The 19095-nt window shown below is 35.9% G+C and carries 18 protein-coding genes and 1 tRNA gene; 8 read left to right on the top strand and 11 right to left on the bottom strand.

Going from position 1 to position 19095, the window contains the following annotated elements:
• Positions 1-134: 134 nt before the first annotated feature.
• Positions 135-1157: a recombinase RecA gene (gene recA, locus M0R38_07655; protein ID MCK9481617.1), complete on the top strand. Its 1023-nt coding sequence runs from the start codon at positions 135-137 to the stop codon at positions 1155-1157.
• Positions 1158-1367: 210 nt separating this feature from the next.
• Here the strand turns inward: recA and M0R38_07650 are convergent, their stop codons facing one another.
• Positions 1368-2045, bottom strand: a complete 678-nt coding sequence (locus tag M0R38_07650) for an SDR family NAD(P)-dependent oxidoreductase (protein MCK9481616.1) — start codon at positions 2043-2045, stop codon at positions 1368-1370.
• Between the two features lie 143 nt (positions 2046-2188).
• Between M0R38_07650 and M0R38_07645 the strand changes: the two genes are divergently transcribed.
• Positions 2189-2259: transfer RNA gene (locus M0R38_07645), tRNA-Cys, on the top strand.
• 43 nt (positions 2260-2302) lie between these two features.
• On the opposite strand, the gene M0R38_07640 is transcribed toward M0R38_07645, so the two are convergent.
• The 9 genes from M0R38_07640 to dapB form a co-directional block, all read right to left on the bottom strand.
• Positions 2303-3028 carry an NERD domain-containing protein gene (locus M0R38_07640; GenBank protein MCK9481615.1) on the bottom strand — a complete coding sequence of 242 codons (726 nt, stop codon included), beginning with the start codon at positions 3026-3028 and terminating at the stop codon, positions 2303-2305.
• 207 nt (positions 3029-3235) lie between these two features.
• Complete coding sequence (locus tag M0R38_07635; protein MCK9481614.1) at positions 3236-3400, bottom strand: hypothetical protein; 165 nt, start codon at positions 3398-3400, stop codon at positions 3236-3238.
• A gap of 373 nt (positions 3401-3773) precedes the next feature.
• Positions 3774-4175 (bottom strand): lactoylglutathione lyase, encoded by a 402-nt coding sequence (locus M0R38_07630; protein MCK9481613.1) that lies wholly within the window; start codon positions 4173-4175, stop codon positions 3774-3776.
• The gene (locus M0R38_07625) at positions 4172-4366 is read right to left on the bottom strand and encodes a hypothetical protein (GenBank protein MCK9481612.1); all 195 of its coding nucleotides are present in this window, start codon (positions 4364-4366) and stop codon (positions 4172-4174) included. The genes M0R38_07630 and M0R38_07625 overlap by 4 nt, the downstream gene beginning before the upstream one ends.
• A gap of 99 nt (positions 4367-4465) precedes the next feature.
• Complete coding sequence (locus M0R38_07620) at positions 4466-4636, bottom strand: hypothetical protein (GenBank protein MCK9481611.1); 171 nt, start codon at positions 4634-4636, stop codon at positions 4466-4468.
• Between the two features lie 86 nt (positions 4637-4722).
• Positions 4723-5055, bottom strand: a complete 333-nt coding sequence (locus tag M0R38_07615) for a hypothetical protein (protein ID MCK9481610.1) — start codon at positions 5053-5055, stop codon at positions 4723-4725.
• A gap of 89 nt (positions 5056-5144) precedes the next feature.
• A complete protein-coding gene (locus M0R38_07610) occupies positions 5145-7625 on the bottom strand; it encodes a M1 family metallopeptidase (protein MCK9481609.1) in 2481 nt (826 codons plus the stop codon).
• A 13-nt stretch (positions 7626-7638) separates the two neighbouring features.
• On the bottom strand, positions 7639-8442 hold the full coding sequence (locus M0R38_07605; protein ID MCK9481608.1) for a hypothetical protein: 804 nt from the start codon (positions 8440-8442) through the stop codon (positions 7639-7641).
• A gap of 31 nt (positions 8443-8473) precedes the next feature.
• Positions 8474-9214: a 4-hydroxy-tetrahydrodipicolinate reductase gene (gene dapB / locus M0R38_07600; GenBank protein MCK9481607.1), complete on the bottom strand. Its 741-nt coding sequence runs from the start codon at positions 9212-9214 to the stop codon at positions 8474-8476.
• Between the two features lie 70 nt (positions 9215-9284).
• Between dapB and mltG the strand changes: the two genes are divergently transcribed.
• The 5 genes from mltG (at position 9285) to M0R38_07575 (ending at position 16518) form a co-directional block, all read left to right on the top strand.
• On the top strand, positions 9285-10331 hold the full coding sequence (gene mltG, locus M0R38_07595; GenBank protein MCK9481606.1) for an endolytic transglycosylase MltG: 1047 nt from the start codon (positions 9285-9287) through the stop codon (positions 10329-10331).
• Between the two features lie 32 nt (positions 10332-10363).
• Positions 10364-10879 (top strand): hemerythrin domain-containing protein, encoded by a 516-nt coding sequence (locus M0R38_07590; GenBank protein ID MCK9481605.1) that lies wholly within the window; start codon positions 10364-10366, stop codon positions 10877-10879.
• A gap of 317 nt (positions 10880-11196) precedes the next feature.
• Complete coding sequence (locus M0R38_07585) at positions 11197-13902, top strand: D-alanine--D-alanine ligase (protein MCK9481604.1); 2706 nt, start codon at positions 11197-11199, stop codon at positions 13900-13902.
• Positions 13886-14530 (top strand): PASTA domain-containing protein, encoded by a 645-nt coding sequence (locus tag M0R38_07580; GenBank protein ID MCK9481603.1) that lies wholly within the window; start codon positions 13886-13888, stop codon positions 14528-14530. The genes M0R38_07585 and M0R38_07580 overlap by 17 nt, the downstream gene beginning before the upstream one ends.
• Before the next feature lie 8 nt (positions 14531-14538).
• Positions 14539-16518: a T9SS type A sorting domain-containing protein gene (locus M0R38_07575; protein MCK9481602.1), complete on the top strand. Its 1980-nt coding sequence runs from the start codon at positions 14539-14541 to the stop codon at positions 16516-16518.
• A gap of 68 nt (positions 16519-16586) precedes the next feature.
• On the opposite strand, the gene M0R38_07570 is transcribed toward M0R38_07575, so the two are convergent.
• Positions 16587-17435, bottom strand: a complete 849-nt coding sequence (locus M0R38_07570) for a S1-like domain-containing RNA-binding protein (protein ID MCK9481601.1) — start codon at positions 17433-17435, stop codon at positions 16587-16589.
• Between the two features lie 156 nt (positions 17436-17591).
• Here M0R38_07570 and M0R38_07565 point away from each other — a divergent pair.
• On the top strand, positions 17592-19095 hold a 1504-nt coding region (locus tag M0R38_07565), incomplete at its 3' end, for a hypothetical protein (protein MCK9481600.1).

The raw sequence follows: 19095 nt of genomic DNA, 5'->3' as shown, positions 1-19095 counted from the left end.
CGTTTCTGTATAAATATAAGAACACCGGTCAGCACTGTCTTTTAATGGTAAAAATTGTGAATATCCTTTCTATAAATGTTGATAATGCCCCATCTAATTATACGTATTTGCATGCTTGAATTTTACGTATAGAAATGGCAGACAGCAAAGCAGAAAAGATTAAGGCACTTAAGTTAACTATTGACAGACTTGAAAAAACTTATGGAAAGGGAGTCGTGATGAAAATGGATGAGCATGGAATTGCTGATGTATCCGTGATTTCTACCGGTTCGTTTGGATTAGATTTAGCATTAGGCATAGGAGGATTTCCACGAGGCAGAATTGTGGAAATATACGGACCTGAGTCTTCAGGTAAAACCACATTAGCTCTTAGCTGTATTGCACAAGCACAAAAGAATGGCGGATTGTGTGCATTTATTGATGCTGAACACGCCTTTGATAAATTGTATGCACAAAAATTAGGAATTAATGTTGACGATCTTTTAGTGTCCCAACCTGACGATGGAGAACAAGCGTTAGAAGTGACTGACAATTTAATCCGTTCCGGTGCTTTGGATGTAGTTGTAATCGATTCTGTTGCAGCCTTAGTACCTAAAGCAGAGATTGAAGGCGATATGGGTGATTCAAAAATGGGATTACAAGCGCGTTTAATGTCACAAGCATTGAGAAAATTAACGGGTACCATCAATAAAACCGGTTGTATTTGCATCTTTATCAACCAACTTAGAGATAAGATTGGAGTGATGTTTGGAAATCCTGAAACAACAACAGGAGGTAATGCTCTAAAATTCTATTCCTCTATTAGAATAGACATTCGAAGAATAGGTCAGATTAAAAGTGGAGATGATATTACCGGAAACAGAACCAAAGTGAAAGTTGCCAAAAACAAATTAGCGCCTCCATTTAAAGTGGTAGAGTTTGACATCATTTATGGACAAGGGATTTCTCGCGTTGGCGAAATTTTAGATATGGCTGTAGATACCGGTGTTGTGAACAAAAGTGGTTCATGGTTCAGTTATGCTGATACTAAATTAGGGCAGGGTAGAGATGCGGTTAAAGACCTATTAGCAGACAATCCGGAGCTACTTGCAGACATTGAATCCAAACTAAAAGAAAAAATATTGGGTGGTGCTCCATTGCCTGAAGAGAATGAATGATTCTTCATTATTATTTATATGCAAAACAGGAATAAAAGCCCCTCTCCCCAAGGGGCTTTCCTGTTTTTATTAGCCACAACTCTCTTTCTTAGTGAATATCCAGCACAGCTTCACCCAATCTTTCATGCGAGTATGAAACGCAGTTGTAACCGCCCTGTCATGGAGAGTGTTCATCGCAGCTGAATGTATCGAACCATGACGATTGAAACCCTATTGCTTCAAAACCGCTTGCACCACAATTACAGAATCCGTTATTTTATTGTATATAAAATCTGCAATAACCCGGGCTATATCTTCTGTTTTTTCCCATTTGCTAAAATCAGCATTAGGCATATCATCTCTATTTTGAGGTGTGTCAATAATACTTGGCACTATGACACAAGCTCTAACATCTTTGTTTGCATAGCTTGCATTAATAATATTTGCCAATTGAAAAAGATGGGACTTAGAAAGGCTATATGCTACTGCTGACTTTCCTTTTTTTGTGTCAAATCCTTGTGCCGACCCAATAAATACAAACTTTCCTCCAACACCTTCTAAATGCGTGATTAAATGCCTAGACAAGTTGTACGCAGTTGTAAAGTTGAGTTTGTATAAAAAATCTAAATCTTGAAGCGTAGTATGAGCAAACTCACCCATTCGAAATCCTCCTGCTGTCATTACAACAGCATCAATCTTTTTGTAAATATCAATGAGTTGTTGTACGCATTTTTCACTTTCTGACTCACTTTTTAGATCAACCCTAAATTCGCGATAATGTTGATGCTCACAAATAGGGGAGTGTTTGCTATACACAAGACCCGCTACTTGCCAACCTATATTGAGAAAGTGTAAAACAACAGCTTGTCCCAAATTCCCATTGGCTCCACTTACAACGATTGTATTCATAGCTCTCGTTTGCGAAAATACATTATTTTTCAATCTGCCTTTTTGTTCAAACTCATTGCGACATCACCAAAGAAATAATCTATAAAACAATTTGGAAAAAGCAGAAGTAAAACACTATTTTTGCAGACCTTTAAAGAAGAAAAGGTCGGATGGCCGAGGGGCTAGGCACGGGTCTGCAAAACCCTTTACACCGGTTCGAATCCGGTTCCGACCTCTACAAAAAACGCTATCCCAAAAGATAGCGTTTTTTGTTTGTTCTATTTTTTTATGAATTTACAATATGGGTATCCACTACAACCATAAAATGAGCCATATTTTCCTTTTCGTATCACAAGTTTTTTGCCACATCTCGGACAAATGTTATTTTCAATGTTTTGCCGCATTTTGGAAATGTTGTCAATATGTTGAACATTTGTCAGTTGAGGATTGTTTTTGTGGTCAATTAGTAGGTTGTAAATTTGTTCAATCTCTGTCACTGTTAATATTTCTTCTCTGTCTTGTTTGAGCCACCGTTTCATATCAGAAATAGAGCCTACATAAGCATCAAAATATGTCATTATAGCGGCTTTTGGAAACACGATAATAGAAACAAAGCAATCCTTTCTGCCTACAATTTTACTCAATGCGTAAATGTGGCTTTTGTTTTGGTGTATTGGATTGTAAAATCGGTATTTTTCTCGTCCGTAAGCTAAAACTTGTGTCCATTCCTTTTGGTTGTCTTGTCCGTATATTTGTCCTGAATAGTGTTTTGTTTCTATAACGAAAACACCTGTCTTACGGATAATTATGTGGTCTATTTGGTGTGATTTGCTGTCATTATATAGCAACAAATCGTTGATAATATATTTTTCATTTGGAATGTCTCCACCCAAGCTTAATTCTACTAATAATTCGCCTACCGCCCCTTTTGTTTTCGGTGATTTTAAAAAACGAAGTACAACTAAAAAAAAAACAAGAATAATAACTGCAACTATGGCTTCCATTCAAATTTTAATTTTGTTGCACCTATTCAAGTTTGCCGTCTTTTAAATCTATATTCAAGTATAAAAGATATTGATTGCGAATTTTGTAACCCCATTTTTCGTATGCTGTACTACCCCGATTGAGTGTAAATATATATCGTCAGGTTTTCCTACGAGAATTTTTACGGAATCTTTTGGCATACCTGTATGCAAAATAACTTCTCCTTTCTAGCCCCTAATTTCAATGTACTGAATTTCTGCTGTCCTTTCGTAAAAGGACGATTCGCTATCTGTCGCATTTTGTCTAATTCCAATGCTAATGACAAAGAGAACTAATAACGTTGCAACAACTCCTACTACGCAGCCACTTATAAAAATTATAATACTCTTCATATTGTCACTATTTTTTACTGTTGGCTATCGCTGAAACAACTGACTGCTGCTGTCTGGGCGTAACCTATAACGGCAGTCTGTCTCAAAACTTCCTTTCTCCGTTAATTCCGCTGCTAAACTACTCATTTAGTCCTAATTTAAACCACTTTAGAGAACCTTTTTTCAAAAGTATATTTCCTAAAATTAAAAATACGATGATTTACAATGTCTTTTATTATTGACTACATCACAACGCTCACAACTCCAATATAAACCATCCAAAAATCAAGTGTGCATAAAACGCTTCAAATGAAGCCGTCCTTGCTTCTATTTTCATTTTTAGAGAGTTGTGCAATGGCTACTCATGTTAGCTATAGCCCGATTTGCCATCGTCTTATTTTTTATTCAGTTTTTCTGCAAATGCAATTATGTGTCCATCAATATCTGCAAAGTAACAAACTTTGTCGCCCCATTCTTGGTCTTTAATTTCACTTATCAGTTTTGCTCCAATTTTTGTTGCGTTGTCAAATTCGAATTCAATGTTTTCAACATAAAAGTAAAGTTCACATCTTGGAATTCCGTTTCCTTTTTCTGGATGTGGTGTTTTGTCAGAAAGTATTTTTGCAATTCCATTATTAGGCATTAATCCTAACTTGTAGTTTCCGGCAAGTTTAAATTCTGTCATTCCGGGTACGTTCAAATCAGGATTTTGTCGAAATAAATTTGTGTAAAAGTCAGCACTTGCTTGTTGGTCATTTACATAAAGTATTGTTTCTATAAATTGAATATGCTTCATTTTTTCCATTTTATTTTTACAGCTGACATTATTTCTAGTTCAAGTCTTGTTTCATTTAATATTTCAAATTCATTTTTCAAATAAAAATTCAAAGGTGATTGATAAAAGTTCCCGTTTATTTTTATGTCAGAATTATGGTCAATTACCCAACCGTTTAAAACATTTTCATCGCTTTTTAGTTCATTTAGCATTTTTGTTCCGAAACATTTACCGTGAAGTTTTTCTGAAATGATAATTGCAAACCATTTTTCGTTTTCTCTAATAAAAGTTGTCGCCCAACCATTAATTTTTCAATTTTCGTCCACCAACAAATAGTGGTTTTGTTTAGTCAATTTGTTTAGATAATTTTCAAAATCTGCAATTGAGTTGTATGCAAGTTTTTCAGGATATTCGTTGTTCCAGAGTTTTAAGATTTCTTCCTTTTGTTTGTCTTTTAATTCAGTTTGTCTGATAATTCTCATTGTGCGTTAGTTTGGAACGGTTTACAGCTAATTAGAGAGTTGTGGAGAATTGTGCAACGGTTACCTATGTAGTGGTAGGTTTTTATTTAGTCCTTAATTCTTACAGCACTCACTTTGGTATTATGCGTTTGTTTAATTACTCCGTCAAAAATTAAAGCGTTTGCATTTGGAAAATTCTTTTTCGCAATTTTCACCATGAGTTCAACTAAGTTGTCAAATTCATGATTTCCAATTAAAGGTCCTTTAACTGTCCCTAAATATTCAAATTCTTTCATTGGTTTACTTTTTGCAAAAAGGTAAAAACCTTGTATTTGGTCTACTTCGGCTGTCGATTTTTTAGGCTCGTAATTAGCAACCGTAAAAGCAACTAATAATGTCAAAGTCATACCTATTAAACTTCCTAAAATTATTTTTTTCATTTTATTAAATTTTAAAATTCCTACTCGTGGGGCTTTTAGGTGTCCGCCCCGTTTTTCAAATGGTCAGTGACGCATGATAAGCTACAAGTTTAGTCATCCACAGAGATGCCTTTTGCTTTGAGGTACTGCTTCATCAACGGGGACTGATTTTGCAATGTCAAGTATATGGTCAATTTAAATGGATATTGAGCTTCAAACTTTCTAAATACTGCCATTGCGGGTCCTGCTAACCTCGAGTTTGGGCGAGAGATTGCTTCAAAAATATTGTTAAACAAAGTTTCATTTGCAAGGTTCAAACGTCCCAGTGCTTCGATTGCATTCACTCTGGTCCTAAATTCGTAATCCGGGCTGCTGTAACTAATGATTTCTGCAAGTAATTTATTGGCATCTTCTTTTGTATTTGACAAGGTCAATGAATATTCCAAATATTTAATCCTAATGGCTTTGCCCATGCCTTCCACATCTTTTACTGTTGAAAGCCATAAGCGTGCAATCTGTTCAAATCCTCCATCTACACGCATTGCGATAGAAGAGAATAGGTTATCCAATGCAGATTCAATTACTTGGTAAGAATTATCTTGTAATAATTGTTGCAACAATGCTCTTTGTTCATTTTGATTTGGGTTGAGGTTGGATGCTATGGTTTGACGTACGTTTCTATGTTCTTTTTTAAAATCCACAAAGGGCAATTTGCTAGAATTTCTATTTGCTTTCAGCCATTGTCTCCATGCCTCCGCTTTTACTGCATGAAATTCTTGTTCATTCGAAATTATTTTCTCCAATACCTCTTTCTTTTCTGAAAAACTAAAAGAGGCTAAGGATTGTACTGCTTCTAATCTGTCTGCCATGTTTACTGCCTTGATAGCTTGTTCAGATAACTCTTGCGCTGTTCTTTCAAAGGACAACTTTTTCATGATCTCGGCATTCTCATCAAAAACAACAAAATTTACTTTCTTGTTACCGGGATTAGGTATTGAAACTTGTTGAAAACGTTGGTCAATCATCACTCTTTGCCTTGCTACACTTCCATCTGTATAGTAAACTGCAAGTTGAATAGGCATCTTAAACACACCGGTTGTGTAATCCATTTTGTGTATCTGTTCTACAGTAACAAGCGTGGCTTTATCTATGGCATTCCATCTCACTTTGTATTGAGGTTCTCCACCTCTCAAAATCCATTGGTCAAAGAACCAATCTAAGTTCATTCCTAAACGGTCTTTAAAAGCATTCTGAAAGTCTGCAGCTTCGACATTGGTAAAAGCATGTTTTTCTAAGTAAAATTTAATTGCCTGCTTAAATTGTTCATCTCCTACAACATAGCGCAACATTTGGAGTACAGCAGATCCTTTAGGATAAGCGCGAGCAGAGCCTGATTGCGTATGACGAATAGGGTAGTTGTCCTTTTCAGTGGCGGCAAATGCAGAGTTGTATTCACCTAATTCGTTCAATTTTGCTTCATCTGCGCCAAATTCGGGAAGAGAACCAATAAATATTTTGGCATAATAAGTTGCAAAGTTTTCTTGCATCCAAATGTCATTAGCAGAACGAGCAGTAATCAGGTCGCCAAACCATTGATGGGTTAATTCATGTGCATTTACTCCAATATAATTTCTGTCTTCATAAGCTCTGTCATCTACAAAAAAGAAATCTCCAAAAACAGTTGCAGATGTATTTTCCATTGCACCATACAAAAAGTCTTGTACCATAACTTGGCTATATGAACCCCATTGATAGGGGACTCCAGTTTCATCTTCCAAAAATTCTATAATACGTTCTGTATATTTACTCGTTGGCTCAACTCTGTCTTTAAATTCAGGGTAATACCAAAAATTAACGGGTGTGCCTCGCTTTGTCTTTGTAGATTTTACTTCATAAATTCCGATTGCAATCATCAACAGATAGCCGGCATGTGGTTTTTCGAGTTTGTAATTCCAAGTGATTGTTCCGTCTTTGTTTTTCTTTTGAGAAATTAATTTCCCATTTGACAGCACTTTATATGGTTCTTTGAATGTAATAACAGTTTCTGTTGTGTATTTATCATTCATGTTGTCATACATCGGAATCCAATATCTGTTGTCGATGCCTTGACCTTGTGACCAAATTTGCCTTCTTACTTTGAATAAGTCCGGCTTGCCACTTGCCTCCGGTCTATCCCAGCCGATAAAATAAAGTCCTTTGCGCGGATGTGCTTCATAATCAAAAACAAGATTGTAACTCTTGTCCCATGAAAGGGCAGGAGAGAAGTAAACTGTAACACCCTCTTTATTGGTTTTATATTGAACCTCTTTTCCATCCAACTTAGCTTGCTTGATTACAATACCGGGACCATCAAAAAACATTGAATCCACCGCAGGGATTAATGGTTTAAAACTATGGGTAACTTTTCCAATTACCATGCCTCCGTCTTTATGGTTGACATCAAAACTGACTTCAACCTTCATATTGGTAATGTCTGCGTAGTGCTCTCTCTCGGCAGCATTAGGGTCAGCATAGTAAATTGAGAATTCTTGTTGGGCGTGTAGAACCCCGCCAATTAATAAAATCAGCCCGGTAAAAAATAGCTTTTTCATTTTGTGTTAATTATTAAAAATAAAACATGAACCTGAGGTTACTCCAGTTTCTGATACCAAAGTTAAAGTCACCTGTTCTGTTATTGAGGCTTGACATCACAATGTTAGACTTGCCTTCATTTGAATCCCAAACCTCTGATTTGTTGATTGCTTTACCTCCGAATGTGTAACTTGCATTTAAATAAACCTCCCCGCCAACAGAAATTTTAGGTGCAAAAAAGTATTCAAATCCCAAAAATGCTTGTGCGCCCAATGTTAATGCAGAAGGAGTAGAAGAGTTTAAGGTAGGACGGTTAGGTCCAATTGCGTTAGCGTAAAACTCCATGCTGTTTCCGTATTTTGTTCTTGTTTTGCTTCCTGTTCCATATCCCACAAGTCCTTCAATGCCATAAACACCTTGCAATCTGCCTGAACCGCGTCTTTTCTCAAGTCCATAAGTAAGATTGATATTTAATTCTGATTGAGAGATTTTATCATAAACAGTTGAACCAGGTTCTGCATCAGGGTCTAAATTGTTAACTTGTATTTTCTCTGTATGAAAGTGGCTTTGAATGGTGATTCCGGCTCTTCTAACATTCTTTTCATCTTTAAAATATTTAAAATTGATATTTTGAAAATCTAAACCCGGTACCACATTGTTGGATGTAAACATGTTTCCTAAATAGGAAAAAAACGGATTGACACTCGCTCCAATTCCCCAATCTCCGGTTTGTGGCAAAATGTAAGTTCCTTTTTTGGACTTTAAAATGGGATTCGCTTGTGAATATCCTACAAGCGTAAAGCTGAATAAGGCTGTAAATAGAAGTATCTTTTTCATTTTCTTAAATTGCTTTGCAAAAGTAACTTTTTTAGTCAAACCCTAACATGTCATTCATGTCAAATACACCTTGTTTGTCCACAAGCCACTCTGCTGCAAGCACAGAGCCTAATGCAAACCCCCTTCGGTTGTGCGCATTGTGAGACAACTCTATTTCATCAATATCGCTTTCCCATTTTACCTTATGAAAACCCGGGACATTGTCTTCTCTGAATGAGTATATGGGCAATTCGTCTTTGCTCACGTCATGATAATTCCCTTCTTCAATACTAATCCATTTTTTGTGTGAATCAAGCTGAGATAAAATTTGCTCTGCTGTTGTAATTGCTGTACCACTTGGAGCATCTTTCTTTTGTTTGTGGTGTATTTCTTCTATTGTGACTTGATATTCTTTATATCGGTTCATGATTTTGGCTAAACGAGTATTGATATGAAAAAAAATATTTACTCCAATACTGTAGTTAGTTGCGGTAAACAAAGCTGCATTATGTTGTACCGTTAGTTGCTTAATTCTTTCAAAATCTTGATACCAGCCTGTTGTGCCCACCACAATAGGAATTTGATGTTGCACACAAAATTCAATGTTTGTTTTTGCCACATCAGGTTGTGTAAACTCAATCACTGCATCGCATTGCACTTTCAACAAATCATTAATATTGTTTTTAGAATTAATAATGGCAGCTACTGTATGTCCACGCTCTACAATGATTTTTTCTATTTCTTTACCCATCTTTCCATAACCCACAAGTGCAATTTTTAATGCTTTATTCATGGCACAAAACTAATTTATTTTGTGTCTTTGCTCACGTTGTATTCTTACTTTTGCTAACTCACTTAAAGAAATGAAAATACTGAAAATTCTCCTTTGGGTTATTGTTAGTTTAACTTTGCTTGCAGGCGGTATTGCCGCTTTGGTATGGCACTTGATTTTTTCACCGGCAATCAACATTTCAGAACCAATACAATTTGTTGTAAACAGGCAAGATAATTTACAAAGTATAGCAGAACGTTTGTCAGATGGTGCCGGTTTGGAATATCCTCAAGTGTTCATGTTGCTTGCTCAAAGAATGAATGTAGAGAAGAATTTGCGTCCGGGTAAATTTGAAATAAAGCCCGGTATGAACAATCGCGAATTGGCGATATTGTTTAGGAAGGGTGGCACTTACACTGTGGATGTGGTTATTAGAGGATCACAAGACGTGAGGAAAATAGCAAAAGTATTAAGTGATAAAATAGAACCCGCTGAAGATGAGATTCAAGCCTTGTTGAATGACAACAAGTATTTATCAAACTTCGGATTTGATTCAATGTCGGTAGCCGCTATGTTTATTCCCAACACATACAATATGTATTGGTACACAACCGCTGACGAGGTGCTAACTAAATTACACCAAGAGTATTTAAAATTTTGGGATTCTACTAAAAAAGCAAAAGCAGACTCTCTTGGTCTGAGTCCCTTACAAGTAGCCGTATTAGCCTCAATCATTGACAAAGAGACAAATCAAGTTGATGAGATGCCCATGATAGCCGGAGTTTATTTGAATCGTTTGAAAAATGGATGGAAATTACAAGCAGATCCTACTGTTAAGTTTGCACTTGACAGCATGTCAATGACACGCATTTACAATTCAGACACCAAAATAGAACATCCTTTTAATACATATTTTATTGATGGATTGCCACCGAGTCCTATTTGTATTCCTTCGGTACAATCTCAAGAAGCAGTATTAAATTACACAAAACATAATTTTATGTATTTCTGTGCCAGACCTGATTTTTCAGGCTACCATGTTTTTGCTGTTTCGCTTGATGCACACAATCGCAATGCAGCTATTTATCACAAGTTTCTGAATAAACTTGAAAAAGAAAAAAATGCTAACCCAAAGTAAATCTACCGTATAGCCATACCTTTGCATGTAAGATGAACAAGGCTCTTTTTCACTTTTTTACTAACGACCACAGAGAAATTGAATCATTATTAGACAGTGCAGACTCCGCAAGTGATGCAATCAAGATGCAACCTTATAATGAATTCAGAACACGTTTGTTAACTCATATAAAAATGGAAGAAAAAGTATTGTTTCCGGCAGCACAAGAAGCCAATGGGGGAGTAGCATTAGCATTGCAAGCAAAATTAAGATTGGATCATGGTGCCATCACTGCTTTAATGGTGCCTCCGCCTACAAAGGAATTGATAAGAGTGATTCGTTTTGTGCTTGAAGCGCATGACCGATTAGAAGAAGATGCAGGAGGGATGTATGAGATTTGCGAAAATTTAACAGAAGCGAAGACAGAAGAACTCTTGAACAACTTAAGACAAACTCCTCCTGTTCCCGTTGTTAAATTTAACCCGGCTCCTTTTGCCTTAGAATCAGCTAAAAGGTCACTAAAGAGGGCAGGGTTTGACTATGATATCATTGTAAAAGGAGTAATATAAATGTTCAATAGATACCTAGTTGAATAAAATTAAAAAGGCAGAGTTCTCTCTCTATTAAGAATTAGAGGGCTGCTTGACAAGTAAGATAATGAGATTGAGAGTTGAAATAACATATTACGTGCTTTTGAAAATGAACTATTTTAATTCATTCTCCAAGTAATGTAAACAAAGTGAAGGAATAGTGTTTTGCGTTTCCTAATAAACATTGACCTCCCATTAAATTGAAGTATGGATTATCTCATTGTCAGTATTTGCAAACACCTTAGTGGAAAAACAAAATATCTTGTGCAATTTGGAACTTTATATTTGTTGCCTGAATGGACAAGATTAGAGTAGGAATCTTTTTTGGAGGCAGGTCGCGCGAAAGAGAAGTATCTTTTGCAGGCGGTCGCACTGTTTATGACAATTTAGACAAAACTATATTTGAAGCTATACCAATTTTTGTGGATAGTTTTAATCAATTCATTGTGTTGGATTGGCACTATGTTTACAAAGGCACAATCAGAGATTTTTATCCTCCTTCAGCTTTCTTGCCTGTGTTACCTCCTAAAGTTCAGATTTATGCAGAGAGTCTGGAACTAAATTCAACAGAGAAAGAAGCCATGGCGGCTTCGGTTGGTAGAATCATTCAACCGCAAGATTTTGCCAATGAATTTGATTTTGCTTTTTTGGCTTTACATGGTAGTTATGGCGAAGATGGCTCGATACAAGGGTTGTTGGAATGGTATGATATTCCTTATTCGGGAAGTGGTGTGTTTGGAACTTCACTTGGGATGAACAAGAGATTGCAAAAGCAACTTGCTCCCACCGGAAAGGGGTTTAATATGTTACAATGCCAATCTATTGATAAAGAACATTGGTTTTACGAAAAGTTTGATAGAAAGGCATTTTTTGAAAGCATTAAAAAAGAGATTGGACTACCAATTGTGGTTAAATCTGCTAACCAAGGTTCAAGCATTGGGGTCTCTTTTATAAAAGAAGATGACTTTGATGACTTTGAGAAGAAAGTAAATCACTCATTATTTTGTGAACGCATTGACTCCACTTATTGGAATTCACTTTCAAATGAACAACAGATAGACTTTGTTCGAGAATTGATAGACTTACGTTCAGGATTAGGGTTGCCGGTTATTGTCGGAAATAAAATTGTTAGGAATCCACAAACATTAATTGACTCACTCTCTGCATTGGCTGACAAGCAGGCTTTCATTGAATTAATCGCGTTTGAACATGATACCGAAGTACTGTTTGAACCTTATATTCAAGGACGGGAATTTAGCTGTATTGTATTAAGACAAGAGGATGGAAGTGTCCTTGCACTACCGCCTACAGAGATTGTTAAAAGACAAGATTTCTTTGATTATCGTTCTAAATATCTACCGGGACTTTCAAGAAAAGTTACACCAATGAATGTAGACGAGCTAATTGTAAATGCAATACGCTCAAGCTGTGAAGAGTTAATGAAGTTTTTTGAATTCAGGGTTTATGCAAGAATTGATGGTTTTTTAACAAGTAATCATGCAATCTTTCTAAATGACCCCAATACTACTTCAGGCATGATGCCTTCTTCATTTTTCTTTCATCAAGCAGCAGAAATTGGATTGAGTCCTTCTGAATTTCTAACCTACATCATCAGGACTTCGCTAGCCGAACGAATGAGAACAAGAGGAGTGAGTTTTGAAATTGAAAAGTTGCTCTCAATACTGAATGATTCAATTGAAAGCATGAAAAGCAGACAAGGGGAGAATGAGAATTTAGCCGTGATTCTGGGTGGAAATTCTTTTGAAAGACACATTTCAGTGGAGAGTGGGCGCAATGTGTTTGAAAAAATAAATTCATCCGGAAAATACAATGCAATACCTTTATTCCTTGATTATACAAACAATCGTATGAGGTTTTTCAAATTGCCGATTAGCATGTTGTTAAAAGATAATGCAGATGACATTAGAGATAAGGTGATGAATTTTAAGGAAAACCAAGTACTAAAGAACATTCGCCATGACTTTGATATCATTACAAAGAAATACGTGAAAGGACAAATTATTTTTGAACCGGAAGAAATACCGCTTGATGAGTTGCCGAGATTGTTTGATGGTGCTTTTATTGCGTTACATGGTCGTCCGGGTGAAGATGGAACAATTCAAAAAGAATTTGACAGATTGGGAATCTATTATAATGGTTCAGGATACAATAGTTCTGCAACAACTATTGATAAATATGCAACCATTCAATTGCTCAAGGATTCAGGGTTCCCGGTTACTGCTCAAAAAATGATTTATAAACAAGACTGGATTTCAAACCCCAATCATATAATTTCTGAAATTGAACAAAAGATGGGCTTTCCGCTGATTCTTAAACCGCATGACGATGGTTGTAGTGCAGCTGTAATTAAAATTAAAAATGAGGAGTCAATCAGACACTATGCAAATTTGATTTTTAGACAAAATGATTCTGAGTTTTTGGATGCACGAAAGGCTTTAGGTGTGAGAGAATGTGATGAATTTCCAAAGAAAGATTCTTTTTTAGTAGAAACATTTATTGACAGGGCAGGGGCAAAGCACTTTTTAGAAATTACCGGAGGATTACTTACTCACTTTACACCGGAAGGTACAGTGGAATATTTGGTTTTTGAACCGAGTGAAGCCTTAGCAGAAGGAGAAATACTTTCTTTAGAGGAGAAGTTTTTAGCCGGTCAAGGACAAAATATCACACCTGCCAGATATGCGTCAGATAAATCCGAACAAACCGAAATTTCAAAACAAGTAAGAGCACAACTGTTAAGTGTTGCTAAGTTGCTAAACATAGAAGGGTACTGCCGCATTGATGCTTTTGTCAGAATTTTTGATGGTCCAAAGGCTGAAGTGATTGTGATTGAGGTTAATTCTCTACCCGGTATGACTCCTGCCACCTGTATTTATCATCAGGCTGCAATTGAAAATCTAAAGCCATTTGAATTTATTGACAGTATTCTTAAATTTGGCAAGGCAAGAAAAGCATATAGAGCTAATGAAAAAACTATTTGAGAATCAACCGCCAAAGCGAAGAAATTATTTAATTGTAGCACTGAATATATTAGCTGCTTTTATTGCATTTGTTATTGTAATATGGGGCATTAATACATGGATGCATAGCTTTACCCGACATGGGGAAGCTATTGAAGTCCCTAATCTTATTGGAGTGAGGATGGATAAGGCAATTGAGATGTTAGAAGATGGTAAATTCAGGTATGAAATCATTGACTCTGTTTATAGAGATTCGATGAAAAAGATGGATATTGTAGAGCAAGACCCTGCAGCAGGCAGTTTTGTTAAGAAAGGTAGAAAGATTTATCTGATTGTAAATTCGCTTGATAGACCTAAAGTACAAGTGCCAAGACTGACTAATAAATCATTAAATTTAGCCAAGATTTTATTAAAGAATGCCGGATTAAGGGTGGGGAATATTGAAACAAAGAAAACTATATTTGGAGACAATCTTGTTTTAGCTCAACTCTATCACGGAGACACTATCAGACCTAATACTATGGTATATAAAGGTACCGCCATTGACCTCATTGTGAGTATCAAACCTGAAGCAAATGATGTTTTTGACGAAAACGGCAATCTGATTCTACCCGATGATAGCTCTACAATTTTACCGGACAACAATTAAGACAGAGGATGCGTTTACAATTTATGCGATATTTCAGTTTGTTCAATTTACTTATAATCGGCTCTTTAATACAAGCCCAAAACAAACCCGGAGTTCTCATCTCTCCGCTGAATAATAACCAAACTTTAAAAGCTGCAATTCAGGGTGCTATTTACCCTCAAATGGCTGTACCAACAAATCTGCATATAGAAAGACGCGATGCCGGTGACACGCTTACATTGCCTTTTTTCGATGATTTTACTTCAAGTGTTATTTACCCTGATATGCGTTTGTGGATGGATAGTTTTGTTTTTGTAAATAATAATTTTCCAATTTCCCCTCCGTCTTATGGTGTTGCAACATTTGACAATCTTGACAAACAAGGAAACCCGTATTCGGGTCAACTAAACGCAAACCTTTTTCAAGCATGGGATACACTGACTTCTAAACCTATTAATTTGAAAACTTACTTTGTTGGACCTAATGAGTTTAACTATACTTTGACGGATTCCATTTACTTAAGTTTTTTCTATCAAGGAGGGGGGGTAGGAGACCGACCTGAAACGCAAGATTCACTTGTCCTGCAGTTCCGTCTAAAAAATAATAACTGGCGCAGCGTATGGAATACTTCACAAATTGGCATGAACCCTTTTAAGCAAGTGTTAGTTGGAGTCTTAGACTCAAACTATCTTTGGGAAGCCTTTCAATTTAGATTACTGTATTACACGTCAGCCTTGGGCAATCTTAATCAACTGCATATTGATTATGTCAGAATGAATAGAAATCGCAATGCGAATGATACGTTAATCAGGGATGTGGCAATAAACAAAGGAGCATGGTCTTTATTAAAAAACTATCATGCAATGCCTTATACGCATTTTGTAGCTGATTCTTCAAACCAAAAAACCGACAAGTTTTCAATTGGGATTCGCAATAATGATGTGGACATAATCAACACACAATTTCAGTTTGAAGCCTATCACAAAAGTAATCAACTCGCACTATATCCTTTTTCGGTTAGCAGCAGAAATATTTTTGCCACATCAGACACCTCTGAGTCATTCAATATATTTGGTTTTGGCAATTTGCAACAAAATGAATATGTCCATATAAAAAATGTATTTAAAATTAACCCACAGGCAGGTAATAACACCCCGTCCGGTTATAATTCACTTGGAAATAACGATGAATACATCCAATACCAGGACTTCAAGAATTATTATGCTTATGATGATGGCACCGCAGAAGGAGGTATTGGGTTAAATTATGAAGGACTGCCGGCCGGTAGGGGAACATTTGCTGTAAAATACAATTTGACAAAAGCTGACACTCTTGCAGGATTAGCAATATTTTTCAATCAATCTAAAGAAGATGTGAGTGCGCGACAATTCAAGTTATGTGTTTGGAAGAATTTAAGCAACGGCAGTGTCATTGATGAACCTATTTATGAGTATTCTGTATTAGCACCGGCTTATACTGACTCCATTAATGGGTTTCATTATTATGTTTTTGATACAACCATTGTACTGCCTAAAGGTGATTATTATGTAGGGTGGTCTCAAATCGCCATTTTTAACTTGAACGTAGGATATGACAATAACTACAGATTAGAAGGAAAGGAGCAAAGAAATTCTAATATCTTGTATAACCTGACAGGAGTGTGGCAAAATGTAGATATAAGTATAAAAGGTGCTCCTATGATTAGACCTTTAATTGGTGAATACTCACAATGGGCGCTGCAAGTAAAAAATCCTTCCTGCAAGGAAAATATACACAATAGGTTTGTTGTATTGCCTAATCCTAATCAAGGTTTCTTTGAGATTAGAAATATTCATCAACAAAGCCTTAATACTTTCTATTCGATTAGAACAATAGAAGGGCGTGAGATAATGCACGGTGAGGTGATAACCGGAAATTTAATTGACATGAGTTCACTTGCAAGCGGTATTTACGTTCTTTATATCCAAGAAGGAGATAATTTGCAATTTGAAAAGTTAATCAAGGAATGACTATTTGTGGTGTAGGAGCAGGGCTTAAAAGCAATTTAGCCCCTTTTACTTCATTTACTTTGGATCCTTTAGTTTTTTTTAACCAATAGAATGGAATCTTCTTCTATCTGAATCTTTTTGTCTCTGTAAAGACTTCCAATGGCTCTCTTAAACGCTTTTTTACTAAGCGCGAATCTTTCTTTAATTGCATCAGGATCGGACTTGTCTGAATAGGGTAGTTTTCCTTCATTTTTTAAAAGTTCTCCATAAATAAAGTATGCATCCTCTTTGATTTGATCTTCTCCAATCTTTTGAAAGGATACATCAATCTTGTTGTCAGGTCTAATTTGCTTGATATATGCTTTTAGTTTTTGTCCTATTTGAATATCCTTAAAGATGTCTGAATGAAATACCAAACCTTCGTATAAGTCATTCAAAATGAGTTTATATCCTAAATCAGTTCTTTTCCAAACCATTGCATCAACTTCTTGACCAACAGTTAAGTCAATTTTTTCATTGCTGAGCACAGCGTTTACTCTTGTAGTTCCAACTAATCTTTTGGTTTCAGTGTCAAAATACATGAATACAATCGCGTAGTTTCCCTGAGCAACGGATTCACTTAATTCTCTGTATGGAATAAATAAATCCTTAGGAAGTCCACAATCAGCAAATGCACCTAATTGATTTAAATCCTTGATATATAAATATCCAAATGTAAAAAGAGTGAGATGTGGTTTTTTAAGTGTAACTGTTGGACGATTTTCTGAATCCAAATAAACAAAGAGATTAAGTTTTTCTCCAATTTGAATTTCTCTTTGAGATAATTCTACACCGGGAAGAAGTATTCTTTTATCTTGAACGTTTTCATTCACAAAAAACAAACCATGCGTAGTAAACTCATCTGCAACAAGTTCATTATAATTTCCAACATCAAACATGCTTGCAAAAGTAGGGTGCAAAATTCAATATATATCTATTTCTGTTTTTCTTATACTTAACATAATATTAATTATATGCTCTAAAAGTATTATTTAAAGTTTGCTTATGTATGTCTATTTACTGTAATTTGTATGAATCCAAAATTGTAGTTCATTATGCATAAAAAATGCTTACTGCTATCGGGTGTGTTCTTTTGGAGTTCTATACAAATTTCTTTTGCTCAAATTGTATTTTCTAAATTGAATACAATTTATGAAGAAAAATTTGACTCTTTAGGAACTTCAAAAACAGCTAATCTACCTCTAGGTTTTGAAGTTCAATCTTCTAAAGGAAATTTTTCTCAGACAACAGAATTTGCCGGAACAACCGGATTAAATGCCTTTAGTGCTATTAGTTCTTTTGGCGTATATAATTGTGGTCATGGAGTCAATTCTACAGCAACAGACAGAGCTTTAGGATTTATTACTTCATCCAATATAAGTAGCCCGTCTGCTTATGAGTTGATTTGCTCATTTACTAATAATACAGGCGCTACTGTTGATATTTTAGATTTATGGTTTGATTATGAGAAATACCGTGAAGGTACACGCGATTGGTCGCTTTCCTTGTTCCATGGCGACAATCCATTATCTATAAGCAACGCTGCTACACAAGGAGATCAATATTTTATTGCCGATGCCGGAAATACTGCGGTGAATCCTCCTCTAACTTTTACAAAACACGTTGTGATTTCGGGTCTTTCAATAGCCAATGGCACTGATTATTATCTAAAATGGGTTTATCAAGGTGTTGGCGGAACAACAAATGCCCAAGCGATTGCAATTGATAATGTTCATCTTACGCTTAAAAATGAAGCTCTTATTTTTAGAACTAAGAAAAGTGGATCTTGGCACGATACCGCAATATGGGAATTTTCTCCGACAAGTAGTATTAATTGGGTAAACGCTACGTTACTTCCTTCTCATTTTCTTGATTCCGTTATTATCCAAAGTGGGCATCATGTACAAATCGAACATGCAGCCGATTTGGACAGGATATTAGTCCAAAGCGGTGGCACACTTAGTTTTTCACAATGCAATATCACTGTTTTCGATGCTGCAAACCGCAATCTTGTTGTGGAAAATAATGCCAAGTTAATTTACAATGGAGACGCTACAGTGCTAACTAAACTCAGTAGTGTTGTTTTTATACATTCTCAAGCGGTTTTACAGACGAATCATAAGAATGGCGTTGATATTTTTGGAAATGTAAATTTTGAAACTCCATTTGAACAGTATTTGATTTTCAATGCAGCCCAATCACAACGTACAGGCTCAATCCCAACCGTTTGTAAAACATTGGAAATAGATATTGATTCATTATTGTATTTGGAAGATGATTTGACCATATCAGGAACACTCAAACTAAATCAAGGTGTAATTATTACAGACACATTCAAACTATGCTTAGGAACGTCCACTGCGAATAAAGGAAGTCTAAGTTATACCAGTGGTTCAATCAAAGGTACATTTGTTCGTTGGTTTGATGGCACCAATTCAGGAAGCAGTTCAGGTCTTTTTCCTTTGGAATCAAATAATAACAAAAAATTCGTTACGGTTGAATTTTCATCTGCGCCAAGTGCCGGAGGTACGCTCACTGCAAGCTATATAAACTCATCAA

Source organism: Bacteroidia bacterium, assembly GCA_023228875.1.
Taxonomy (GTDB): Bacteria; Bacteroidota; Bacteroidia; order NS11-12g; family UBA955; genus JALOAG01.
Note: the sequence above shows the minus strand (reverse complement) of the source record. Positions and strands in the feature narration are given on the sequence as shown.